Origin of the sequence: Citrobacter sp. wls717, assembly GCF_005280955.1 — a bacterium.
Lineage (GTDB): Bacteria > Pseudomonadota > Gammaproteobacteria > Enterobacterales > Enterobacteriaceae > Citrobacter > Citrobacter werkmanii.
Window position 1 is genome coordinate 14,602 of record NZ_SZWW01000055.1, and the last position, 24,245, is coordinate 38,846.

The 24,245-nt window shown below is 53.8% G+C and carries 24 protein-coding genes; 6 read left to right on the forward strand and 18 right to left on the reverse strand.

Annotated features, from left to right (window positions below; all coding sequences use genetic code 11):
* Positions 1 to 7: 7 nt before the first annotated feature.
* The 4 genes from FDX09_RS22485 to yceD form a co-directional block, all read right to left on the reverse strand.
* Positions 8 to 961, reverse strand: coding sequence for a beta-ketoacyl-ACP synthase III (locus tag FDX09_RS22485; RefSeq protein WP_137347896.1), 954 nt, complete (start codon positions 959 to 961; stop codon positions 8 to 10).
* Between the two features lie 77 nt (positions 962 to 1,038).
* Positions 1,039 to 2,118, reverse strand: a complete 1,080-nt coding sequence (gene plsX, locus FDX09_RS22490) for a phosphate acyltransferase PlsX (RefSeq protein WP_137347897.1) — start codon at positions 2,116 to 2,118, stop codon at positions 1,039 to 1,041.
* A gap of 122 nt (positions 2,119 to 2,240) precedes the next feature.
* Positions 2,241 to 2,414: a 50S ribosomal protein L32 gene (gene rpmF, locus FDX09_RS22495; RefSeq protein ID WP_003036242.1), complete on the reverse strand. Its 174-nt coding sequence runs from the start codon at positions 2,412 to 2,414 to the stop codon at positions 2,241 to 2,243.
* Positions 2,415 to 2,430: 16 nt separating this feature from the next.
* On the reverse strand, positions 2,431 to 2,952 hold the full coding sequence (gene yceD / locus FDX09_RS22500) for a 23S rRNA accumulation protein YceD (RefSeq protein WP_003036239.1): 522 nt from the start codon (positions 2,950 to 2,952) through the stop codon (positions 2,431 to 2,433).
* 197 nt (positions 2,953 to 3,149) lie between these two features.
* Between yceD and FDX09_RS22505 the strand changes: the two genes are divergently transcribed.
* The gene (locus tag FDX09_RS22505) at positions 3,150 to 3,734 is read left to right on the forward strand and encodes a nucleoside triphosphate pyrophosphatase (protein ID WP_038639734.1); all 585 of its coding nucleotides are present in this window, start codon (positions 3,150 to 3,152) and stop codon (positions 3,732 to 3,734) included.
* A gap of 82 nt (positions 3,735 to 3,816) precedes the next feature.
* On the opposite strand, the gene rluC is transcribed toward FDX09_RS22505, so the two are convergent.
* Positions 3,817 to 4,770 carry a 23S rRNA pseudouridine(955/2504/2580) synthase RluC gene (rluC, locus tag FDX09_RS22510; RefSeq protein ID WP_167371252.1) on the reverse strand — a complete coding sequence of 318 codons (954 nt, stop codon included), beginning with the start codon at positions 4,768 to 4,770 and terminating at the stop codon, positions 3,817 to 3,819.
* A gap of 574 nt (positions 4,771 to 5,344) precedes the next feature.
* On the opposite strand from rluC, the gene rne reads away from it, so the two are divergent.
* The gene (gene rne / locus FDX09_RS22515) at positions 5,345 to 8,581 is read left to right on the forward strand and encodes a ribonuclease E (RefSeq protein WP_137347898.1); all 3,237 of its coding nucleotides are present in this window, start codon (positions 5,345 to 5,347) and stop codon (positions 8,579 to 8,581) included.
* Positions 8,582 to 8,621: 40 nt separating this feature from the next.
* Here the strand turns inward: rne and FDX09_RS22520 are convergent, their stop codons facing one another.
* Entirely contained in the window at positions 8,622 to 9,557 is a 936-nt protein-coding gene (locus FDX09_RS22520) for a LysR family transcriptional regulator (protein ID WP_137347899.1), read from the reverse strand.
* 110 nt (positions 9,558 to 9,667) lie between these two features.
* Here FDX09_RS22520 and FDX09_RS22525 point away from each other — a divergent pair, with 110 nt between their 5' ends.
* The gene (locus FDX09_RS22525) at positions 9,668 to 10,867 is read left to right on the forward strand and encodes an MFS transporter (RefSeq protein WP_137347900.1); all 1,200 of its coding nucleotides are present in this window, start codon (positions 9,668 to 9,670) and stop codon (positions 10,865 to 10,867) included.
* Between the two features lie 77 nt (positions 10,868 to 10,944).
* On the opposite strand, the gene flgL is transcribed toward FDX09_RS22525, so the two are convergent.
* From flgL to flgB, 11 genes are all read right to left on the reverse strand, one after another.
* Positions 10,945 to 11,898, reverse strand: a complete 954-nt coding sequence (gene flgL / locus FDX09_RS22530) for a flagellar hook-associated protein FlgL (RefSeq protein ID WP_110498365.1) — start codon at positions 11,896 to 11,898, stop codon at positions 10,945 to 10,947.
* 14 nt (positions 11,899 to 11,912) lie between these two features.
* Entirely contained in the window at positions 11,913 to 13,577 is a 1,665-nt protein-coding gene (gene flgK / locus FDX09_RS22535) for a flagellar hook-associated protein FlgK (RefSeq protein WP_069323316.1), read from the reverse strand.
* A gap of 64 nt (positions 13,578 to 13,641) precedes the next feature.
* Positions 13,642 to 14,592 carry a flagellar assembly peptidoglycan hydrolase FlgJ gene (flgJ, locus tag FDX09_RS22540; protein WP_085048529.1) on the reverse strand — a complete coding sequence of 317 codons (951 nt, stop codon included), beginning with the start codon at positions 14,590 to 14,592 and terminating at the stop codon, positions 13,642 to 13,644.
* A complete protein-coding gene (locus FDX09_RS22545; RefSeq protein ID WP_087857787.1) occupies positions 14,592 to 15,668 on the reverse strand; it encodes a flagellar basal body P-ring protein FlgI in 1,077 nt (358 codons plus the stop codon). The genes flgJ and FDX09_RS22545 overlap by 1 nt, the downstream gene beginning before the upstream one ends.
* A 33-nt stretch (positions 15,669 to 15,701) precedes the next feature.
* The gene (flgH, locus tag FDX09_RS22550) at positions 15,702 to 16,400 is read right to left on the reverse strand and encodes a flagellar basal body L-ring protein FlgH (RefSeq protein ID WP_016152630.1); all 699 of its coding nucleotides are present in this window, start codon (positions 16,398 to 16,400) and stop codon (positions 15,702 to 15,704) included.
* Between the two features lie 57 nt (positions 16,401 to 16,457).
* On the reverse strand, positions 16,458 to 17,240 hold the full coding sequence (gene flgG / locus FDX09_RS22555) for a flagellar basal-body rod protein FlgG (protein WP_006685087.1): 783 nt from the start codon (positions 17,238 to 17,240) through the stop codon (positions 16,458 to 16,460).
* Between the two features lie 13 nt (positions 17,241 to 17,253).
* Positions 17,254 to 18,009, reverse strand: coding sequence for a flagellar basal body rod protein FlgF (locus tag FDX09_RS22560; protein WP_038639704.1), 756 nt, complete (start codon positions 18,007 to 18,009; stop codon positions 17,254 to 17,256).
* 20 nt (positions 18,010 to 18,029) lie between these two features.
* The gene (flgE, locus tag FDX09_RS22565) at positions 18,030 to 19,265 is read right to left on the reverse strand and encodes a flagellar hook protein FlgE (RefSeq protein WP_085048530.1); all 1,236 of its coding nucleotides are present in this window, start codon (positions 19,263 to 19,265) and stop codon (positions 18,030 to 18,032) included.
* 26 nt (positions 19,266 to 19,291) lie between these two features.
* On the reverse strand, positions 19,292 to 19,990 hold the full coding sequence (gene flgD / locus FDX09_RS22570) for a flagellar hook assembly protein FlgD (protein WP_038639698.1): 699 nt from the start codon (positions 19,988 to 19,990) through the stop codon (positions 19,292 to 19,294).
* Between the two features lie 11 nt (positions 19,991 to 20,001).
* Positions 20,002 to 20,406, reverse strand: coding sequence for a flagellar basal body rod protein FlgC (gene flgC / locus FDX09_RS22575; protein ID WP_006685091.1), 405 nt, complete (start codon positions 20,404 to 20,406; stop codon positions 20,002 to 20,004).
* Positions 20,407 to 20,409: 3 nt separating this feature from the next.
* Entirely contained in the window at positions 20,410 to 20,826 is a 417-nt protein-coding gene (gene flgB / locus FDX09_RS22580; RefSeq protein WP_038639692.1) for a flagellar basal body rod protein FlgB, read from the reverse strand.
* Between the two features lie 157 nt (positions 20,827 to 20,983).
* Between flgB and flgA the strand changes: the two genes are divergently transcribed.
* The 3 genes from flgA (at position 20,984) to flgN (ending at position 22,456) form a co-directional block, all read left to right on the forward strand.
* Complete coding sequence (gene flgA, locus FDX09_RS22585) at positions 20,984 to 21,643, forward strand: flagellar basal body P-ring formation chaperone FlgA (RefSeq protein WP_038643111.1); 660 nt, start codon at positions 20,984 to 20,986, stop codon at positions 21,641 to 21,643.
* A 93-nt stretch (positions 21,644 to 21,736) separates the two neighbouring features.
* Positions 21,737 to 22,030 (forward strand): flagellar biosynthesis anti-sigma factor FlgM, encoded by a 294-nt coding sequence (gene flgM / locus FDX09_RS22590; RefSeq protein WP_003832153.1) that lies wholly within the window; start codon positions 21,737 to 21,739, stop codon positions 22,028 to 22,030.
* 3 nt (positions 22,031 to 22,033) lie between these two features.
* Positions 22,034 to 22,456, forward strand: a complete 423-nt coding sequence (gene flgN / locus FDX09_RS22595) for a flagella biosynthesis chaperone FlgN (protein WP_069323314.1) — start codon at positions 22,034 to 22,036, stop codon at positions 22,454 to 22,456.
* Positions 22,457 to 22,540: 84 nt separating this feature from the next.
* Here the strand turns inward: flgN and murJ are convergent, their stop codons facing one another.
* On the reverse strand, positions 22,541 to 24,076 hold the full coding sequence (gene murJ / locus FDX09_RS22600; RefSeq protein WP_038639684.1) for a murein biosynthesis integral membrane protein MurJ: 1,536 nt from the start codon (positions 24,074 to 24,076) through the stop codon (positions 22,541 to 22,543).
* Between the last annotated feature and the right edge of the window lie 169 nt (positions 24,077 to 24,245).

Genomic DNA, 24,245 nt, shown 5'->3' on the forward strand with positions numbered 1-24,245 from the left:
CCTTATACTAGAAACGAACCAGCGCGGAGCCCCAGGTGAATCCACCCCCGAAGGCTTCAAGCAATATCAACTGCCCGGCTTTGATACGCCCGTCGCGGACGGCTTCGTCCAGTGCGCACGGTACGGAAGCCGCGGACGTATTGCCATGTCTGTCCAGTGTAACGACGACATTATCCATCGACATGCCCAGCTTTTTCGCTGTCGCGCTGATAATGCGCAGGTTTGCCTGATGCGGCACCAGCCAGTCCAGCGCAGAACGGTCGAGATTATTGGCTTCCAGCGTTTCATCAACGATGTGGGCAAGCTCGGTCACCGCGACTTTAAATACTTCGTTACCCGCCATCGTCAGGTGGATCGGGTTATCCGGATTTACGCGATCGGCGTTAGGCAGCGTCAACAACTCACCATAACGACCATCAGCATGCAGATGCGTGGAGAGAATACCCGGCTCTTCGGATGCGCTCAGTACCACCGCGCCCGCGCCGTCACCAAAGATAATGATCGTTCCACGATCGGTTGGATCACAAGTACGAGCAAGAACATCAGATCCAACGACCAGAGCATGCTTCACTGCGCCAGACTTAACGTACTGATCGGCAACGCTCAGGGCATAGGTAAAACCGGCGCAAGCGGCCGCAACGTCAAACGCCGGACAGCCTTTGATCCCCAGCATACTTTGGATCTGGCATGCCGCGCTTGGAAATGCGTGTGTGGATGATGTGGTGGCAACCACAATCAGACCAATTTCGTCTTTGTCGATGCCCGCCATTTCCAGCGCACGGTTTGCGGCGGCAAAGCCCATCGTCGCAACTGTTTCATTTGGCGCTGCAATGTGGCGTTCACGGATACCTGTACGAGTGACGATCCACTCATCAGATGTCTCGACCATTTTTTCCAAATCGGCGTTAGTACGCACGTGTTCAGGCAGATAGCTGCCGGTACCAATAATCTTCGTATACATGTACGCTCAGTCACTTTTTGGTTATATACCGCCACGAGCAAAACGCTGGTACGCTGACAGCTTTCACAAACGCGCTATTATCTGTGCGGTCGTGAGTTTGCGCTTTCGCCACCGTCCAGCAGTTCGAATCCAGATGGGTATACAGATTCCAGGCGAGCGGCAATTCGCTGAGGAACTTGTCGCTGCACCGCCTGCACTGCCTGTTCAATCGCGACCTCAAATGCTCGCTGATTAGCCGCACCATGACTCTTAATCACCGTGCCGCGCAATCCTAACAGACAGGCGCCATTATACTGGTCGGGGTTGAGGTGACTAAATCGCCTTGTCAGGCTTTTTTGTAACCAACGTTTTAATAAAAGCAGCCACCACGACCGTTTTTTGCCCTCACCCTGAGATTTCAGCAGTGAAAGGAACATTCTGACAACACCTTCCATCGTCTTTAATGTGACATTACCTGTAAAGCCGTCACAGACCAGTACATCAGTTTTGCCAGTCAGTAACTCATTGGCTTCAAGATAGCCTATATAGTTAATGGAAGGGATTGTTTTTAGCACCGCAGAAGCATCCCGAATACTGTCGAGACCTTTAGTTTCTTCTTCGCCGATGTTGAGCAACGCAACGCGAGGATTAGCAATCCCAACGACTTCTTCTGCCAGCACGGAACCCATAACGGCAAATTGCACCAACATCGTGCTATCACAATCCACGTTGGCGCCTAAATCCAGCACCACCGTTTTGCCCTTTTGCTGATGCGGTAAAACCGTCACCAACGCAGGACGCTCAATACCCTCAAGGGGTTTGAGCAATAACTTCGCAAGTCCCATTAGCGCGCCGGTATTACCAGCACTCACACAGGCTTGCGCTCGACCTTCTTTCACGAGCTCCAGGGCAACACGCATTGAGCTTCCACGACTGGCGCGAATAGCCTGCGAGGGCCGGGCATCACTGGCAATAACTGACTGAGCAGGGACAATCTGCAGACGTGAACGTTGTTCGAAGTCAGCTTTGGCAAGTAATGGCGTGATTGTATCGGGATCCCCGACTAAAAGAAGTGTGAGTTGCGAATTAGAATTCAGTGCCTGCAATGCTGCAGGCACTGTCACGGTAGGGCCAAAATCTCCCCCCATGACATCTAACGCCAGGGTTAGATGTGTCAAGGTATCGTCGCTGCCCGGTTAGGTGTTTCCCCAGTTACCCGGGGAAAGCCTCACTAAGCTTCATCACGCGTGCGCTCTCTGTCTTTCTCACCGAAGCGGGAAATCCATTGAGTCATGCGTGATTACTTAGCGATTACCTTACGGCCACGGTAGAAACCGTCGGCAGTGATGTGGTGACGCAGGTGTTGTTCACCAGAAGTTTTGTCTACAGACAGGCTGGTGACTGCGGTCAGAGCGTCATGAGAACGACGCATGCCACGTTTGGAACGGGTTGGTTTATTCTGTTGTACGGCCATGGACCTTACTCCTCAATTACTTACGCTTTAAGCTGGCTAATACGGCAAATGGGTTTGGTTTTTGCGCTTCATCAGGCAATTCGCCAAAGACCATGTCCGCCTCGGACACTTCACAGTGTTCAGAATCATGCACCGGAACTACCGGCAAGGAGAGGATAATCTCATCTTCAACCATTGCAAGCAGATCGATTTCACCGAATTCGTTAACCTCAATCGGCTCATACGCTTCCGGGAGTGCTTCAGCCTGTTCGTCAGAACGGACAGGACTAAAACAATATGTTGTGTGAACATGAAGTGGGAACGGTTTCCCGCAACGCTGACATTCGAGCGTAACCGACACTTTCGCATCACCGGTTATCACGGCAAGGCGCTGGTTATCGATAGCGAACGACATGGAGCATTCCACATCACTGTCCACACTGACCACAGAATCGGCGACGCGCTCAACCAGATCAGAAGTATAGATACCTTCATAATCGAGGCGTTTTTGAGCCGTACGAACCGGATCAAGAGTCAGGGGTAATTTTACCTTTTGCATAGGGCGCGCATATTAACTTTGTAACGTCATATAGTCAAAGAAAAAGGCAGCCTGAGGTTGCCTTTTGCCAATAATTCGCACACATTGCGGGTCATCGACTTAAAATCGCTCAAGACAAGCCAATACAGCCAGCTTGTAGGACGAAGTCCATAGTTTAAAATGGCTCTCATCAATACGCTATATGCGAGGGGAAAAATATGCCTCAACTTATACTTGCCTCGACCTCTCCCTGGCGTCGCGCTTTACTTGAAAAACTGGCAATTCCGTTTGAATGCGCGGCTCCTGAGGTGGATGAAACGCCGTTACCCGGCGAAGCGCCACGCCATTTAGTCTCGCGACTGGCGCAACAAAAAGCGCAATCTCTCGCCCAACGTTATCCAGCGCATCTGATTATTGGCTCCGATCAAATTTGTGTTCTTGATGGTGAAATAACCGGCAAACCATTAACAGAAGAAAATGCGCGCCAACAATTACTCAAAGCCCGTGGCAATATTGTGACGTTTTACACCGGACTGGCGCTTTATAATTCAGCTACCGGACATTTACAAACTGAGGTCGAGCCGTTCGACGTTCATTTTCGGCATTTAAGCGAAACGGAAATTGATGATTACCTGCGCAAAGAACGCCCGCTACATTGTGCCGGCAGTTTTAAAAGTGAGGGGTTAGGTATTGCTCTCTTTGAGCGTCTCGAGGGGCGCGACCCCAATACGCTGATCGGCCTGCCGCTGATCGCATTGTGTCAAATGCTGCGCCGGGAAGAGATGAACCCGCTGAACGCCTAGTTAATCCACCTGATGGCGACGCGATGCGTCTTATCAGGCCTACGGCGCATAACGCGATTGCAGGCCTGATAAGCAACGCGCATCAGGCTTTGCTACGTAACACCTCAAGGCAGCGCTTCAACTGTTTATCCATTGGCGCTTCAACACGCATCACTTCGCCCGTCCCAGGATGGGTGAATTTCAACGCCGCGGCATGAAGGAACAGCCTGTTCAGTCCGGTATCCGCGAGTTGTTTATCGAACTCACGGTCGCCATAGCGATCGTCAAAGGCTATCGGATGCCCGGCATATTGGGTATGCACACGGATCTGGTGCGTGCGCCCTGTGACCGGGCTACAGCGCACAAGCGTGGCAAACGCATAGCGCTCTTCCACCTTAAAGCGTGTTTCCGACGGTTTGCCTTCCTGATTCACCCGCACGATACGCTCGCCGCTTTGCAAAATGTTCTTCAACAGCGGCGCCTGCACGGTTTTGACATGCGACTGCCACTGGCCTCTCACCAGCGCCAGGTAGTCTTTTTGCATCCCTTTTTCACGCAGCTGTTCATGTAACGAACGTAAGGCTGAGCGTTTTTTAGCAACCAGCAGCACACCGGAGGTATCGCGGTCCAGGCGATGCACCAGTTCGAGGAAACGCGCTTCCGGACGTAACGCGCGTAAACCTTCAATAACACCGAAGCTTAATCCGCTTCCGCCATGTACGGCCGTTCCTGAAGGTTTGTTAAGCACCAGAATATGATCATCTTCATATAAAATGACATCAGTCAGCGCCGCAACCTTCTGCAGATTTGGGGAAATAGTCTCTTCTTCACGTTCAGCGACACGCACAGGTGGAATACGCACGATGTCCCCATCTTCGAGTTTGTACTCGGGTTTAATGCGCTTTTTATTCACCCGCACTTCGCCTTTACGCAAAATGCGATAAATCATACTTTTCGGCACACCCTTAAGTTGAGTGCGTAAAAAGTTGTCGATGCGTTGCCCTGCTTCGTCGGCAGTGATAGCAACTGTTTTTACGGCTGGAGTCTCTGTTTTCATGGGGGCCGATTTTAAATAGCCATCAAGATTCGCGCCACACATTTTTCTATGCTTATATTAACTGCTATACCCTATTACTTAAGTTTGACATAACCGATTTGGTGGTTATTAAACCAATCACTACGCGGAAGTGAAAAAACTGTGAGTAACCGGGTGATAAATGGCAAAAGTCATCTTGCTATAACAAGGTTAGCAGTGGAATAATGAGGTCGTCTCCGTGTTGAATCTTGTTAAAACAAGACCTTTTCCGGAATGACCCAATTTTGCCCGACCGATCATCAACGCAGCAATGGCGTAAGACGTATTGATCTTTCAGGCAGTTAGCGGGCTGCGGGTTGCAGTCCTTACCGGTAATAAGGAAGCTTTTCTGGAGAGTAACACCCAGACTGTTCCCCTGATAATTGCGCTGTGTTTCCGTATGAAATACAGGCAACCGACACTCTGCGCCTCTTTGAGCTGACGATAACCGTGAGGTTGGCGACGCGAATAGACACGAGGCCATCGGTTCACACCCGGAAAGGCATTACTCTGCCCGCAGCTTAGTCGTCAATGTAAGAATAATGAGTAAGTTACGATGAAAAGAATGTTAATTAACGCGACTCAGCAGGAAGAGTTGCGTGTCGCCCTTGTAGATGGGCAACGTCTGTACGATCTGGATATCGAAAGTCCCGGACACGAACAGAAAAAAGCCAACATCTATAAAGGTAAAATTACCCGTATTGAACCGAGTCTGGAAGCTGCTTTTGTTGATTACGGCGCTGAACGTCACGGTTTCCTTCCGTTAAAAGAAATTGCCCGCGAATACTTCCCCGCTAACTACAACTCCCATGGTCGTCCCAACATTAAAGATGTGTTGCGCGAAGGTCAGGAAGTCATTGTTCAGATCGATAAAGAAGAACGCGGCAATAAAGGCGCTGCGCTGACCACCTTTATCAGCCTGGCGGGTAGTTATCTGGTTCTGATGCCGAACAACCCGCGCGCGGGCGGCATCTCCCGTCGTATTGAAGGCGATGACCGCACCGAATTAAAAGAAGCGCTGGCAAGCCTGGAACTGCCTGATGGTATGGGGCTTATTGTGCGTACCGCAGGTGTCGGCAAATCCGCCGAAGCGCTGCAATGGGACCTGAGCTTCCGCCTGAAACACTGGGAAGCCATTCAAAAAGCCGCCGACAGCCGCCCTGCTCCGTTCCTGATTCACCAGGAAAGCAACGTCATCGTCCGCGCATTCCGTGACTATTTACGTCAGGATATTGGCGAAATCCTCATTGATAACCCGAAAGTCATGGAGATGGCGCGTCAGCACATCGCCGCGCTGGGTCGTCCGGATTTCAGCAGCAAAATCAAACTGTACACCGGTGAAATCCCGCTGTTCAGCCACTATCAAATTGAATCTCAGATTGAGTCCGCGTTCCAGCGCGAAGTGCGTCTGCCGTCCGGCGGCTCCATCGTCATCGACAGCACTGAAGCCCTTACCGCTATCGATATCAACTCCGCACGCGCGACCCGCGGCGGCGACATCGAAGAAACCGCATTCAACACCAACCTGGAAGCAGCCGATGAAATTGCGCGTCAGCTGCGTCTGCGCGACCTCGGCGGCCTGATTGTCATCGACTTTATCGATATGACGCCGGTTCGCCACCAGCGTGCGGTTGAAAACCGCCTGCGTGAAGCCGTGCGCCAGGACCGAGCGCGTATTCAGATCAGCCATATTTCTCGCTTCGGCCTGCTGGAGATGTCCCGCCAGCGTCTGAGCCCGTCTCTGGGTGAGTCCAGCCATCACGTCTGCCCGCGCTGCTCCGGCACCGGTACCGTGCGTGATAACGAATCTCTGTCGCTGTCTATTCTGCGTCTGATTGAAGAAGAAGCGCTGAAAGAGAATACCCAGGAAGTTCACGCTATCGTTCCTGTGCCGATTGCCTCTTATCTGCTCAACGAAAAGCGTACTGCGGTCAACGCCATCGAGACGCGTCAGAATGGCGTGCGCTGTGTAATCGTGCCAAACGATCAGATGGAAACCCCGCACTATTCCGTGCTGCGCGTCCGCAAAGGCGAAGAAACTCCAACCCTGAGCTACTTGCTGCCGAAGCTGCACGAAGAAGCAATGGAACTGCCGTCAGAACAAGAGTATGTCGAGCGTAAACAGCCAGAGCAACCGGCACTCGCGACCTTTGCTATGCCAGACGTGCCGCCAGCACCAACCGTGCAAGAACCCGCTGTTAAAGCCGCAGCGCCTAAAGCTGCTGCCGCCACCGCAGTAACAGCCTCTCAGCCTGGTTTGATTAGCCGTTTCTTCAGCGCACTGAAGTCTATCTTCGGCGGTAACGAAGAAGCGAAACCGGTTGAACAACCTGCACCGAAAGCTGAAGAGAAGACGGAACGTCAGCAGGACCGCCGTAAACCACGTCAAAATAATCGTCGCGATCGTAACGATCGTCGTGATAACCGCGATAACCGTGGCGATCGTGATAACCGTAACGAACGTGCGGAAAACGGCGAAAATCGCGATGACAATCGTCGTAACCGTCGTCAGGCCCAGCAGCAAAATGCGGAAGCGCGCGATAATCGCCAGCAATCCAGTGATGTCGCTGACAAAGCGAAATCAGGTGATGAGCAGCAGACCCCGCGTCGCGAGCGCAACCGTCGCCGCAACGATGACAAGCGTCAGGCGCAGCAGGAAGTTAAAGAGCTGAACCTGGCTGAACAACAAGCGCAGGATACCGAGCAGGAAGAGCGCGTACGTCAGCCTCAGACCCGTCGTAAACAGCGTCAGTTGAACCAGAAAGTGCGTTATACAGACAGCACGGCGGTTGAAGCCGAAGTGGCAACTACCGCTGCGGCAGCTGAGGTCGTTGTCGCTCAAGCCGTTGAGCAGTCCGTACCGACTCCGCGTACCGAACTGGCGAAAGTTGATCTGCCAGCCGTTGTCGCACCTGAGCAGGAAGACAACAGCGAAGCGCGTGACTCCAACGGTATGCCACGTCGTTCCCGCCGCTCCCCTCGCCATCTGCGCGTAAGTGGACAGCGTCGTCGTCGTTATCGTGACGAGCGTTATCCGGCTCAGTCGCCAATGCCGCTGACCGTCGCCTGCGCTTCTCCTGAATTGGCGTCCGGTAAAGTATGGATCAGCTACCCTGTCGTTCGTCCGCAGGATCAGCAGGTTGAAGAACAACGCGAGCAGGAAATTCACCAGGAGCAAACTGCCTCTGTCGCAGTAGAGCCTCAGGTTGCTGCGGCTGCCGTTGAGCACATTGCGGACACTCCTGCGCCGGTTGAAGCCGTGCAGCCAGAGGAAGTTGTAGCGGAACCTCAGATTGCCGTTGTTGAAACCACGCATCCGGAAGTCATTGCGACCCCGGTTGAAGAACAACCGCAAATTATCGCTGAATCTGACGCACCTGTAGCTGAAGAGATCGCCGCTGAAGCTCAACCGGTCGCTGAAACCCCGGCTGAAGAGCCTGCGGAAATCGTTGTCTCCCGGCCGGAGGTGGTTGAAGAAATTGCACAAGTCGCGCAAGCAGCACCTGTTGTGGAAGAAGTCGCTGCGCCGCAGGAAGTTGTTGCTGCGCCGGTTGTAGAAGCTGAAGTCGTTAAGTCTGACGTTGTCGCAACAAGCGTTGACGCCGAGCACCTTCACAGCCATGCGACTGCGCCGATGACCCGCGCTCCCGCGCCGGATTATGTGCCAGAAGCGCCGCGTCATAGCGACTGGCAGCGCCCGCCATTCGCCTTTGAAGGCAAAGGCGCCGCCGGTGGACACAGCGCCACGCATCAGGCCACTGCGCCGGCAACACGCCCGCAGCCGGTTGAATAAGTCATAATCAACATCAAAGCCGACCTTAGGGTCGGCTTTTTTATATCGGCTCTACGCGTTTCATCCCGGTTAACTGTGGCATCACATCCTTCATTAACGCTAAAAATTTGCGCAACCGTGTCGGATAGTAACGCGCCCAGGGATAAACCAGATGCACCGGCAACGAGGCTGCCCGCCACTCGGGTAGCAGCATAACTAAACGTCCGTTGGCGATATCTTCTTCAACCATCCAGCTTGAAACAATCGTCACCCCCAGCCCCGCCAGCGCGGCATTTCTTGCCACATAAATACTGTCAGTACTTAATCTGGGTGAAATAGTCAGCGTGACAGGTTCATTACGCGCCTGGTGTAGCAACGAAACGCTATGCTGAAAAAACGTGTTCACTGCAATCCACGGCAGCGCGGATAACTGCTCAGGGTGCGAAATTTCGCCATATTGCTCCAGCAATACAGGACTCGCCACCATGCTACGGGGAACTTCAGCCAGTAAAACGGAAACCGTGGCCGGATCGACTTCCGCGCCAACCCGAATCGCGCAATCAATATTATCGCTCAGGAAATCAACGGTTTTGTCGTTAAGCATCCACTCCACCGATAACTGTGGATAGCGCGAAAGAAACTGCAACAGCGGCTCAAGGAGCTGTTGCTGTCCAAACGCATGCGGCGCCCGTACGCGCAACGTCCCCACCGGTTCATCTTCCGTGACATTAAGTCCATCTTCCAGCGCCAGCCAGGCATCGATGATATTTTTGGCGTGCTGGTAACCGCGCTCTCCATCGTCGGTTAATTTCATCGCATGCGTGGTACGCATGATCAGTTTCACACCCAGCAGGGTTTCCAGGGATTGCAACCGTCGGCTTACCGTCGCTTGCGTTGTCCCCATCTGTTTTGCCGCTGCCGAAAGCGACCCTGCTTCAACGATACGCACAAACGTGCGCATCAATTCCACCCTATCTATACGTTCAGTTTTTATCATATCGGTTTCTTCATACGCCCGGCGTATAACTGTTTTACCACTGCGCTCGCTACCGCACCACCCGCAGAAGGATAAAAATAGCCGCACATCCTGTGATTGAGGAATCATTTGTGAACACACACACCGCATTTTCCCGTTGGGTCATTTTCGTTCTGGCATTAGGAGCCGGATTCAGCGTTGCCGCTATCTACTATGCCCAGCCCCTTCTGCCTTTAATGGGTCAGGATCTGGACTTAAGTATTACTGGCATGGGACTGGTTCCTACGCTGACCCAGGCGGGATATGCGCTGGGTATTCTGTTTTTATTACCATTGGGCGATCGTTATGACCGCCGGACATTAATCCTGCTGAAAAGTATCTCTCTTGCCGTACTGCTTCTGGCATGCAGCTTTACCGGGCAGTTACATTCACTGCTAATAGTGAGCCTGTTGATGGGCATGGCGGCAACAATGGCGCAGGATATCGTTCCCGCGGCGGCTATTCTGGCGCCGGAAGGCAAACAGGGAAAAACGGTGGGCACGGTGATGACAGGCGTGCTGTTGGGGATTTTACTCTCGCGTACCGTTAGCGGACTGGTGGGTGAAGCGTTTGGCTGGCGTGAGATGTACCAACTTGCCGCCGCCAGTATTGCCATGATTACCGTAATTATGTGGAAGGTACTGCCTCGCTTTACGGCCCATTCTACGCTGAGCTACCCGTCATTGATGCTCTCTATGGCGCAGCTCTGGCAACGGTATCCCGCATTGCGCCGCGCGGCGCTGGCACAGGGCTTTCTGTCCATAGCCTTCAGCGCTTTCTGGTCCACGCTGGCGGTGATGTTATCTGAACATTATCACATGGGTAGCGCTATGGCGGGCGCGTTTGGTATCGCGGGAGCCGCCGGTGCGCTTGCCGCGCCGTTGGCGGGTCATCTGGCCGATAAAGTGGGCGCAGCAAAAGTGACGCAGTTAGGTGCTTTGCTGGTAACCGTCTCTTTCGCACTGATGTTCTTGTTACCCGCCCTGCCAGTACAGGGGCAGTGGCTGCTGATTGCTGTTTCGGCGGTCGGTTTTGATCTCGGATTGCAATCCAGCCTGGTTGCCCACCAGAACCTGGTTTATGGCCTGGAGCCTCAGGCCCGGGGCCGTCTGAATGCGCTGCTGTTTACTATGGTGTTCATTGGTATGGCGCTGGGTTCCGTTCTCGGGAGTCAGGTCTATGCGCTGGCAAACTGGGAAGGTGTGGTGACGCTGGCAACCATCAGCGGTGCGCTTGCGCTGGTAATAAGGCTGACGGGAAATCTGTCGCTTAGCAAAACAACGGTAGCCTAAAAAAATGCCCGCTCCTGGGTGTTAAGGGAGCGGGCAGACAAACATACCCAGTTTCAAGATATGTTCAAAAAGAGTTTTTACCGATTAAGCTGGAACAACGACATTCCCTGCATATCGGTAAATGCTTTATAAGAGGCCTGAAGTGCGGCCTGTTGCATGACGTAGGACGAAATCGCCGCATTCCAGTCGACATCCACCAGGTTGCTCATCTGTTGGGTTTGGCCTAACGCACGATCGGCTCCCAGTGAATCCAGTGAGCTCAGTTCACTCAGTTGGGTACCCAATTCTGCGCGAACGGAAAGCACGTTATTCAGTGAGTTTTTCAAGCCACGATTGGTTTTATCGATAGCGGCTGCGGCCTTATCCTTTGCCACATCATCACCCGCAATAGGAATTTTTAGCTCTTCAATCGCGCTGTCCAGCATTTTGAACAGGTTCTTTTCCTGGGTGCTACCCGGTGGTTCCGGTACGGCGTTGCTGGTCAGGCTGGCGAAGATTTTGTCGCCCGTGTGACCAATGACCATGGTACGGGAAGCATCAACCTGCTGGGTCACATTTGTTGTTCCACCGCTATAGGAACCATCAGCCTGGGCAAACGGGGCCGATTCGGTTTTATATCCGCCAAAAATGTAGCGCCCATTACCGTCGGTGCTGTTCGCCAGGTTCATCAGCTGATCGCGGATACCCTGCAAATCAGTGGCCAACGATGCACGGTCATCATCACTTAATGTACCGTTACCGGCATAAACAATTTTCTCCTGCGCAGCCTGAATAGCCGTTGTTACCTGGCTCAGTACGTTCTCTTCCAGCGAGACTTTCTGCGTCGCGAAGGTGCGCGCCAGCGTGTACTGGCTGTTCTGCGCCTGAGCCTGAGAAAGCACTACGGCCTGCGACGCGGCAATCGGATCGTCAGACGGGCTGATCACGCGTTTGCCGGTCGACATCTGCTCGCCGAACTTCATCCATTCAGCCTGAGAGTTAGTGATGCCACGCATATTCTGCTGGTACATCATCTGGGTGCTGATACGCATTGTGTCCCTCTCCCTTAGCGAATATTAATCAATGCATCAAACAGCGCATTCGCAGTTTGCAATACCTGTGCGTTAGCCAGGTAATACTGCTGATAACGCTGCAAATTACCGTATTCTTCGTCGAGGTTTACCCCGGAAATCGACTGCTGCTGGTTATAAAGCTGCTTGACCACATTGTTTTGCGTGGTACTGCTGGTTTTCAGCGTCGCCGTTTTGTTGCCCACGTCGCTCACCAGAGTGGCGTAAGCGTCATTAAAGGTTTTATTACCAACAGTTGCCTTGGTTTGCAGATCCAGCAGTTTCTGACCGTTACGGTTATCGCTTGCACCTGTATCTGCAGCAGGATCAGTGCTTTTCTCTGACGCCATGGCGATTTTCGACTCGTCTGTCACCATGACTTTCATATCAACGATAGCGTTGCTCACGGGTTTCAGAATAAAGCTGTCGTTATCGTTAGCGCCGGTTGGATTAGCCTTAACCGTTACCTTCAGACCATCAATATCCAGTTTACCGTTCGCATCAGGTTTAGCTTCAAACGTGGTGTTATCGGCCAGACGCGTCACCTGCCATTTGCCGCCGCTAAACACAACTTTATAGTCGGTAGCCTGCACTTTCGAACTGTCATCAACTTCAGCACTTAATTCTGCTTTACCGGTATTTTTAGCGTTACTCAGTACGGACGGGCTGCCGATAGCAAAGAAATCTTTACCCGCATCGCCGTTAGCATCAAAACCTTCTTTATGCTGGGTGTTAAACGCATCGGCAAACGCCAGCGCCAGTTGGCCCAGCGTGTTACGCGTTTGATCCAGTTCCTGCGAACGGAAGGTGAGCAGTCCACCCAATGAACCGGTATTCAGCAGTTTCTCAGGGATCTCAACCGCTCCGGCAACGCCATCCACATACGCAACGGTTGTACGCGAAGGATCGTCACTGGAAGGCACTGCCGCCAGTTGGCGCGCATTGCTGCCCTGCACCAATGAATAACCGTTCGCCATGGTTACGTTGTAAGTACCGCCGTCCTGAACGCTGACTTCCACGCCGACAAGCTGGTTCAGTTCACTGACCAGTTGGTCGCGCTGATCGAGCAGATCGTTAGGGGATGCCCCCGCCCCAACACCGGTCAGACGAGAAATCTGGTCGTTAAGGCTGGCGATTTGTTTCGAGTAGTTGTTGATCTGATCGACGCTGGCTTTGATAGCGGTATTAACCTGCTTATCCTGATCGCGCAGATACTGATCGGTCGTTTTAAACTGATTCACCAAACCGTCAGCTTTACCGATCAGCGCCTGGCGTGCCGCCGGATCTTCGGCGTTACTGACCAGCGTTTGCAGACTGGTAAAAAAGTCCTGCATTGAGGTCGAAATCGAACTGGTTTTGCTGGACAGCAGGTTGTCGATTTTCGACATTTGCTCATAACGGGTCGTCAGACCGCTGCTCTGGTTTTGCGCTGCCCGCAGCTGATTGGTGATAAACGAGTCATACTCGCGCTGCACGCCAGAAACATAGACGCCATTGCCTACCCAGCCCCCCGCACCCAGCGTGCTGTTCGCTTGCGCCATAATTGTCGTTTGTCGGGTATATCCGGCGACGTTATAGCTGGAGATGTTATTACTGGCAGTGTTCAACGCGGCCTGCGCTGCGCTGAGTCCACTCATCGCGTTATTAATCAAGCTGGACATGGAGGTTCCTTGTAATCCTTCAATACTCGTTATTATCGGCAGCAGGTCGGTAGACTTGAGCTATTTAAAAGAGATTATCGATGTTCGTGCTGTAGGTTTTGCTCACCTTTTCACTCATCGATTTCAACTGCTGGATCATGCTGGTTAATTTCCGCGCATAGTTAGGGTCGGTAGCGTAACCGGCATTTTGCAGGGCCTGCGCGCCCTGCTCAGCGGTTGCAGCTGCGGTCACCGCCGCATAGCGCGGGTTACGGGAAATCAGCCCGACATAATCCGACAGCGCCTCAAGGTAAGAGCTATAGACGCGGAATCTGGCTTTCACCTTTTTCGCCTCGCCGTTTTCATATTCGGTGGTGGTGATTTCGGTCGTTGGTCCCTTCCAGCCTCCCGAAGCCTTCACGCCAAAAATGTTGAAGCTCGGTTCACCGTTTTCCCGGCGAATTTGCCGCTGACCCCATCCGGACTCCAGCGCCGCCTGCGCCAGAATCAGATGATGCGGAACGCCGCTTTGCTGACTCGCCAGTTTTGCCGGCAGCGACAGCTGGGCGAGGAAGTCTTTACTGTCGCCCGACAGCGGCTCATCATTACTTTCCGTCGTCCTCGGGATGGCTTTGCGCACCAGTTGCGTCAGCGCCTGGTTTTGATAGCTGGTCACCGTTTCCAGCGGAAACTTCATCGGTACCTGTGGCGCATCATCAGCAGGTTGCGCTTGTCCTTGCGTCATCTGCTTAACCATCATTTCAGCCAGTCCCAGACCTTTGCCTGCGGTCATCTGCTGCGCAATTTGTTGGTCATACATGCTGGTATACAAACGCGTTGAATCGCTGCTAAACACACCATCTTTCGGCAACGCTTCACGCATGCTTTTCAGCATCATCTGCACGAACATCCCTTCAACCTGACGGGCCACGGGGCGAATATTCGCCGCCGGATCCTGACCCGCTTTCGCTTTCAGTTCGTTCAGTGCTTGCGCATCCCAGGCGGCGCTGGTCAGCAGTTTGCTGTCGCCAATCATCAGATGATTTCCAGTTTGGCGCGTAAGCAACCCGCGCTCTGCATCGATTGCAGAATGGACATCAGATCCATCGGCGTCGCCCCCAGCGCATTCAGCGCGCGCACGACGTTGTTCAGATTGGCGCTGGAACGTACGCTTTGCAGCGAGCCGCCGCTCTGGCGCAGATCGATCTGCGTTTGTGGCGTCACTACGGTCTGTCCGCCGCCAAACGGCGTATCCGGCTGGCTGACGTTTGCCTGGCGGTTTACCGTAATCGACAAGTTACCCTGCGCCACGGCACAGCTATCCAGCGTGACTTCACGGTTCATGACTACAGATCCCGTACGCGAGTTGATAATGACCTTCGCGTCCTGCGGCGTGACGTTCACCTCCATATTCTGGATGTCGGCAAGGAAGCGTACCTGTGAACTGTTGCCGCTTGGCACACGCACTTGTATGGTCCGGGCATCCAGCGCCGTCGCGCTGCCAAAGCCACGCGAGCGGTTAATGGTGTCGGTAATCTGCTGCGCCATAGTGAAATCTTCATTATTGAGCTGCAGATTAATAGTGTTGCCGCCGCCGAACTGGCTGGGCAACTCACGTTCGATGGTCGCGCCGTTGGTGATGCGTCCGCCATTGAGCTGGTTAACTTGCACGCTACTGCCACCCGCAGCCGCGCCCGCACCGCCAACCAGAATATTCCCCTGCGCCAAGGCATACACCTGGCTATCGACCCCTTTCAGCGGGGTCATCAGCAGCGTTCCGCCGCGCAGGCTTTTGGCGTTCCCCATGGAAGAGACCACCACGTCAATGGTTTGCCCCTGGCGACCAAAAGCCGGGAACTGCGCGGTAACCATCACCGCCGCCACGTTTTTCAGCTGCATATTGGTGCCGGTTGGTACGGTGATCCCCAACTGCGACAGCATGTTATTGAGCGTTTGCGTCGTAAACGGCGTCTGTGTGGTCTGGTCACCGGTACCATCCAGCCCGACCACCAGCCCGTAACCTATCAACGAGTTTTCCCGCACGCCCTGCACGCTGGTCAGGTCACGAATACGGTCGGCATGCGCAAAGGCGGTTGCCAGTACCAGTACCATTCCAACAAGAGATTTAAACACCGGGTACCTCGCTTACATCGGCGACAAGTTAAGGAAGAAACGCTGCAACCAGCCCATATTTTGCGCTTCATTGATGTAGCCGTTGCCGACGTACTCAATACGCGCATCCGCAACCTGAGTTGACGGTACGGAGTTGCTGCCACTGATGGTGCGCGGGTTAACGACCCCGGAGAAGCGAATGAACTCAGTGCCCTGATTAATGGCGATCTGTTTTTCACCCACGACATGTAAATTGCCATTCACCAGGACCTGATCGACCGTTACGGTCAACGTCCCGCTGAAGGTATTGCTGGCGTTCGCGCCGCCTTTACCGTTAAAGGTGTTCCCACCGGAGGCTTCTACGTCGGCACGTTCGTTACCAAACAGCCCTTGCAGATAGCGCGGTACGGTATCAAAACCAAAGTTGGTCTTGCCGTCGCGACTGGCGTTTGCCGAGGAGCTTTTGCTCGCGCTGACGTTTTCCTGCAATACGATGGTCAGCGTATCGCCAATATTGCGCGGACGGCGGTCTTCGAAAAGCGGCTGATAACCGTAGTTAATCGGCTGTGCCGACTGGAAGATTGAGCCATTCGCCACCGGCGTCGGGCCTGGAACCGGTTGAGCAGATGTCGCGCCCTGCACGAGCGGCGTGGCTGGGATCCAGGCGCACCCTGTCAGTGAAACCACCAGCAGAGCTAAAATTGGGTATGGGTGAAGCGCGTATTTTCGCATTGCGGTCATCTTCAAAATCAGTGTGCCGGTGAGGTTCTCACCCCACCGGACTCCACTTTAGAGTTGCGTCAGTTTTTGCAGCATCTGATCGGTGGTCGATACCGCTTTACTGTTGATTTCGTAAGCGCGCTGAACCTGGATCATGTTTACCAGTTCTTCCGCCACATTGACGTTAGAGGTTTCAACATAACCCTGGTACAACAGACCCGCGCCGTTCAGCCCCGGCGTGCTCTCATTCGGCGCGCCGGATGACTGCGTTTCGGTGTACAGATTCTCACCAATACTTTCCAGGCCGGTGTCGTTCATAAAGGTGGTCAGGTTAAGCTGCCCGACCTGAACAGGCGCAGCCTGACCCTGTTGGGTCACACTGACAATACCGTCACGTCCAATGGTGATGCTGAGCGCGTTAGCCGGGATGGTGATGGCAGGCTGAACCTGAAAACCACCCGCCGTCACTAACTGACCGTTCTGATCCACCTGGAAAGAACCGTCACGGGTATAAGCTGACGTACCATCAGGCAGCATGACCTGGAAAAAGCCCTGGCCTTTAATCGCCACATCTTTACTGTTATTGGTTTGCGACAGGTTCCCCTGGCTGTGTAAACGCTCGGTTGCCACCGGACGCACACCGGTACCAATCTGCAAACCAGACGGCAGTGTGGTTTGTTCAGAAGACTGGGCGCCAGGCTGGCGAATCGTCTGATACAACAGATCTTCAAACACCGCACGTTGGCGCTTAAATCCGTTGGTGCTGACGTTTGCCAGGTTGTTGGCAATCACATCCATGTTGGTTTGCTGCGCATCCAGGCCGGTTTTGGCGATCCATAATGAACTGATCATAAAATGTCCTGTGTTAACTCATCGACAGCAGTTGGTTAGCGCGGCCCGCGTTATCATCCACGCTACTGATAATCTTCATCTGCATTTCAAAGCGGCGGGCGTTGGCAATCATGTCGCTCATCGCGGCAACCGGCTTGACGTTACTACCTTCCAGCACGCCCGACATAACGCGGATGCTCGGATCGGCCTGTAACGTCGCGCCACGGGTAGCCTGTGCGGCCTGAGTCAGACGAAACATACCGTCATCACCACGTTGCACTTCATTCCCCGTCGCCTTCACCAGCTTCAGACGCCCAACGGGCGCAACCGTATTGGCAGGATCGCCTGGGTTAAGCGCCGAGATCGTCCCGTCAGCCGCAATGGTGACTTCGGAACCTTCCGGTACGGCTATCGGCCCGGCTTCACCGATTACCGGATGCCCCTGAATAGTGAGTTCACCCGTAGGGCTTACCTGAATGGCGCCATTACGGGTATATCCTTCGCTACCGTCTGCGGTCTGGACAGCCAACCAGCCGTCCTGTTGCAACGCCACGTCCAGCGGGCGTGAGGTATAGTCCATCTGGCCCGGCGTCATGTCGGCCCCCGGCGTGGAGGCCACCACCAGCGTACGCGTCGGTAAAGACAAACCTTCAACGGGAACCGCACGCAGCGCATTGAGCTGCGCACGAAAGCCCGGCGTGGAGGCGTTTGCCAGGTTGCTGGCCGTCACCGCCTGTTGATTCAGCGTCTGACTGGCCGCGCCCATAGCGGTATAAATTGCGTGATCCATTAAGCCATCCCGTCAGGCGCTTAGCGCAGGTTGACCAGCGTGTTGAGGATCTGATCCTGGGTTTTGATGGTCTGCGCGTTCGACTGATAGTTACGCTGAGCGACGATCATATTCACCAGTTCTTTACTCAAATCCACGTTTGAGGCCTCCAGCGCGCCGTTGGTCAGTTTGCCGAAGTTACCTTCGCCTGCGGTACCCAGCAGCGCCACGCCGGAAGCCTGTGTAGCCGCCCAGACGTTGTCGCCCTGAGACGCCAGACCTTCATTGTTGGCAAAGTTTGCCAGCACGATCTGGCCCAGTACCTGTTGCTGTTCGTTGGAGTAATTACCGACCACGGTACCGTCATTGTTAATCTGGTAGCTCACCAGATCGCCCGGCTTGTAGCCGTTCTGATTCGTGGCGACGATGTTGTTGGCACCGGTGTTCTGCTGCATGGAGTTCAGGAAGCTCAGGGAGAATTTTGCGGTATCTGCACCGTTAATTTGCCCTGTTTCGATGTTGATGTCCGTTCCTGCTGGCGTACCGGTTGCCGTAGCGCTAATCCCTAAAAACGCACCATTTTCGTTAAACTGCATAAACCCGGCTGATTTTGCGGGGTCGCCGGTTGAGGCATCCTGTGTGTGAATTTCCCAGGTGTTGCTCTGCGCGTTTTTGACATAAAAAATATTCATGTCATGGGCGTTACCCTGACTATCGAAAACGGTAACAGTGCCTTTTTTGTTGTAGGAATCCGCATCGTTTGGATTAAACGGCGTTTTGCTTGGCACCTTGTCAGTGGAGTTCAGGTTGATCTGCATTGACGCGGTAGTCGTGGTTTTCGCCGCCATCAGCGTATTCGGAATAGTGATCGGTGCCGGGTTAGCACCTTGCTGTATTGTCGGCGGTGTACCGGTAGCAGGATAACCTGTCAGTTGCAGCCCCTGCATGTTAACGATATTGCGGTTTTCATCGAGCTTGAACTGACCGTTACGGCTGTAGAATACAGAGCCGTTGCTGTCTACCATACGGAAAAATCCGTTCTGGCTGATAGCCACATCCAGTCCGCGTCCGGTATTGGTGGTAGTACCATCGGTAAAGTCCTGAGTAATACCCGCAACTTTAACCCCCAGGCCCACTTTAGAACCGGCGAACATATCGGCAAAAGAAGCCGTACCAGATTTAAAACCGTAGGTAGCGGAGTTGGCGATGTTATTACCAATGACATCGAGGTTGGTCGCTGCAGCGTTCAGACCGCTGACCGCTTGAGAAAAGGCCATGACTTACTCCTGATAAGTGTGAGGGCTTAGATTATTTGCCGTACTTCGTCGAGGGTGGTGGTTCCATAGGTGCCCAGGTCCAGCGTATTACCGCCGTTACTGCGAATAACACCCTGCACCAGCGCAAACTGAAGCGGCTGCGCCACCAGTTGCGTTCCGCCATTGCTGGCAGCAATTGAGACGTTATAAGAACCGCTTGGCGCATCCGTGCCATCGGTCATGGTGCCGTCCCAGGTAAAGGTATGAACTCCTGCTTTCAAGCCGCCGATATCAATAGTGCGTATCACTTTGCCGTCTTTATCGGTAATCGTTGCAGTGACCTTATCTGCTGGCTGCTGCAGCTCAACGCCAAACGGCGTGGTGGTGGTTTTCGCGCCCTCTTCCGTACCTTTACCGGTCAGGATGGTGGTGCCGGGGATCATGACGCCGTGACCAATCAACGTACTGGCCTGCAGCGACTGACTGTTGTCGATCTGCCCGGAAATAGACCCCAGCGTGGTGTTCAGTTTCTCAATCCCACTCACGGTGCTGATTTGCGCCAGTTGGGTGGTCAGTTCGTTGTTTTGCAGCGGGTTGGTTGGGTCCTGGTTTTTCAACTGTGCGACCAGCAGCGTCAGAAAACTGCTTTGCAGGTCAGCGGCATTACTGCCCGTCAGGGAGCTATTCCCGGTAGCGGCTTTAACGCCTGCATTGCTCGGGTCATTCATGGTTACAGCAACAGACATGTGCGTCTCCTTTACTGGCCTAACGTAAGCGTTTTGAGCATCAAGCTTTTCACGGTGTTGAGCACTTCGACGTTTGCCTGGTAGCTACGCGAAGCGGACATGGTGTTGACCATCTCGCCGACGACGTCCACATTCGGCATTTTTACGTAGCCGTTCGCATCGGCCAGCGGATTACCCGGCTCATACACCAGCTTATCCGGCGCCTGGCTTTCAATAACGTCAGCCACTTTTACGCCGCCTGTAGCCGCCCCTGGCGCGGCATCAACCTGAAAAACAACCTGTTTGGCGCGATACGGCTGACCGTCGGGTCCGGTGACGCTATCCGCATTCGCCATGTTGCTGGCCGCCACGTTCAGACGCTTAGACTGCGCCGTCAGCGCAGAGCCTGCGATATCAAAAATATTTAACAGCGCCACGAATTAGTTCCCTCCTTGCAGCACGTTCATCATGCCTTTGATTTGTCCGCCCAACGCGGTCAGCCCCATTTGATATTTGAGGCTGTTGTCTGCAAATTGCGTACGTTCCCGGTCCATATCTACCGTATTACCATCCAGAGACGGCTGGTCAGGAATGCGATAGAGCAATTCCGTAGCGGGAGCAGAAGCGGTTTGGGCCGGAATATGTTGTGCAGAGGTCAGCGTCAACGAGACGCCGCCGGTTTGTTCCCGTCCACGCACCATGACTTTTTTCAATTCACTGGCGAAATCCAGATCGCGCGCCTGATACCCCGGCGTGTCGGCATTGGCAATGTTGGCGGCCAATATTTCCTGGCGCTGGGCGCGCAAATTCAGCGCTTCCTGTTGAAAACGTAAGGCGGCGTCGAGCTTATCGAGCATATCTCCTCCGCAAATGACAAAATTCAGCCGACAGCTTAAATCCCATTACGCGCGCGTTATCGCCGGAATAAACGCAAAATGCGTCGCTATTTGTTGCGTTGATGACTGCGTCACACAGGTAAAATCCTGCCACTACCTGAAAAAGCGCGAGGTTTTGATGCAAACGTTTAAACGTGGAATAGTTGTGGCAGCACTGCTGTTCAGCCCTATGACGCTGGCGCAAGACCTGAATTCACAGCTGACGGCATGGTTTTCCCAACGTCTGGCCGGATTTAGCGATGAGGTGGTCGTCACTATCCGTACGTCGCCTAACCTACTGCCCAGTTGCGAGCAACCCGCATTAAGCGTGTCAGGCAACGCGAAACTGTGGGGGAATGTGAACGTGCTGGCCCGCTGCGCCAACGAGAAACGTTATTTGCAGGTGAATGTGCAGGCCACAGGAAACTACGTGGTTGCCGCCGCGCCCGTCGCCCGGGGCAGCGCGCTAACCCCGACCAGCGTGACGTTAAAGCGAGGCCGGCTGGACCAACTGCCGCCGCGCGCCGTGTTAGATTTGAATCAGGTGCAGGACGCGGTGAGTCTGCGCGATCTGGTTCCCGGTCAGCCGATACAGCTTTCAATGTTGCGCCAGGCCTGGCGGATCAAAGCTGGCCAACGCGTACTGGTTATCGCCAATGGCGATGGCTTTCGGGTGAATGCCGAAGGTAAAGCGCTGAACAATGCCGCCGTCGCACAGAATGCGCGAGTGCGGATGATTTCCGGCCAGGTGGTGAGCGGCATCGTCGATTCTGATGGGAATATTCTTATTAACCTATAATAGGTTAAAGATTTTTTAGCGTGTGCCGATAGATAAACAACCAATGATTACAGCGGGCCGCTATAGCGTACCCCCTCGATGAGGATAAACAAAATGAGCATTGATCGTACCTCACCATTGAAGCCAGTCAGTACCGTTCAGCCACGTGAAACCAGCGATGCGCCGGTACAAAAAGCGCGGAAGGAAAAAACCACCGCGACCACCAGCACCAGCGTCATGCTGAGCGACGCCCAGGCCAAACTGATGCAGCCCGGCACCAATGACATCAATATGGAACGCGTCGAAGCATTAAAAACCGCGATCCGTAACGGTGAGTTGAAAATGGATACCGGAAAAATTGCTGACTCGCTCATTCGCGAGGCACAGAGCTACTTACAGAGTAAATAAAGTATGACTCGTTTGTCAGAAATACTTGATCAGATGACAACCGTCCTCAATGACCTGAAAACGGTAATGGATGCTGAGCAGCAGCAGCTTTCCGCCGGATATATCAACGGCAGCCAGCTACAGCGTATTACAGAAGAAAAAAGCTCTTTGCTGGCAACCCTTGATTATCTGGAGCAGCAGCGCCGTCTGGAGCATGACGCCACGCGCAGCGCCAACGATGAGATTGCTGAACGCTGGCAGACGATCACTCAAAAAACGCAGCATTTGCGCGACCTCAACCAGCACAACGGATGGCTGCTGGAAGGGCAAATTGAGCGTAATCAACAAGCGATTCAAGTGCTGAAACCGCACCAGGAGCCGGCGCTGTATGGCGCAAACGGTCAAACCTCTGCTGCGCACCGCGGCGGGAAAAAATTCTCTATTTAATGCCAGCCTGATCGCTCGCAGCTTTCAGGCCAGCGCGTTCTGCAGGCCGGATCCGGCGTAACGCCGCCATCCGGCAATTATCGGTTACGCCGTCCGGCGCACAAACTCTTTCACTTTAAAGCCCAGCACAGCAAGTGCGGCGAAGTAAGCTGCAATCCCAGCCACCACGACGGCCATCAGACGCAGTAAACGCCACAACATCGTTCCCTGCGACCAGTCCGGCATGATATAGAGCATCCCGAACAGGACCGCTGACATCACCACGACGGAAATCACCAGACGCGCCAGAAACCAGGCCCAGCCCGGTTGCGGGGTAAAGATTTTCTGTTTACGCAACTGCCAGTAAAGCAGTGACGCGTTCAGACATGCCGCCAGACCAATCGACAGCGACAGCCCGGCATGCTTCAGCGGGCCGATAAACGCCAGGTTCATCACCTGAGTCATAATCAGCGTCACAATAGCAATTTTCACCGGCGTTTTAATATCCTGGCGCGAGTAAAAACCAGGAGCCAGAACTTTCACCACGATCAAACCAATCAAACCGACCGAGTATGCCACCAGCGCGCGCTGGGTCATGGCGGCATCAAAGGCGGTAAATTTACCGTACTGAAACAAAGAAACCGTCAGCGGTTTTGCCAGAATACCCAACGCCACAGCGCTGGGTAATGCCAGCAGAAAACACAGACGCAGCCCCCAGTCCATCAGACGACAATATTCATCATGATTACCGCTGGAAAAGCTTTTTGATAGCGATGGCAACAGGATAGTCCCCAGCGCCACGCCAAGGACGCCGGACGGGAACTCCATCAAACGGTCGGCGTAATACATCCAGGAAACCGAGCCGGAGGCCAGAAATGAGGCGAAAATCGTATTGATGATCAGTGAAATCTGGCTGACGGAAACCCCGAGGATCGCCGGTCCCATTTGCTTGACGACGCGCATCGCCCCCGCATCGCGGAAGTTCACGCGCGGCAGCACCAGCATGCCAATTTTCTTCAGATGCGGCAGTTGATACACCAGTTGCAGCACGCCGCCAACGGTCACGGCCCATGCCAGCGCCAGTACCGGAGGATTAAAATAAGGCGCGGCAAACAGCGCAAAACCGATCATGCTGATATTCAAAAAGGTCGGCGCAAACGCCGGAATAGAAAAGCGGTTCCAGGTGTTAAGGATTGCGCCGACCAGCGAGGCCAGTGAAATCAGCAGGATATAAGGAAAGGTGATCCGCAGCAGTTGGGTAGTCAAGGCAAATTTGTCGGCGGTGTCGGCAAACCCTGGCGCAGTGACTAAAATCACCCACGGCGCAGCCAGCATCCCGGCAACCGTCACCACGGCCAGCGCCAGCGTCAGCAGCCCTGAAACATAGGCAACAAACACGCGGGTAGCATCCTCACCCTGCTTACTTTTGTATTCAGCCAGAATAGGCACAAACGCCTGAGAAAATGCGCCTTCAGCAAAAATTCGGCGTAGCAGGTTAGGAAGTTTGAAGGCCACAAAAAAGGCATCGGTCGCCATCCCTGCGCCAAAGATTCTGGCGACAATCGCATCACGCGCAAAACCCAGCACACGTGAAAACATCGTCATCGAGCTGACGGCTGCCAGCGACTTTAATAAATTCATCTATGTTGTATTCCAGACCCTGAGGCAAAACCCCGTATAACCAACATCGCCATCCGGCAATGTCACTGTGCCTGATGGCGACGCCGCAGCGTGTTATCAGGCCTACAAGCCAGCCTATGGTTGAAAAGAGGTGTTATTTTGAGTTGGCATATAGTACCTGGATTACAAT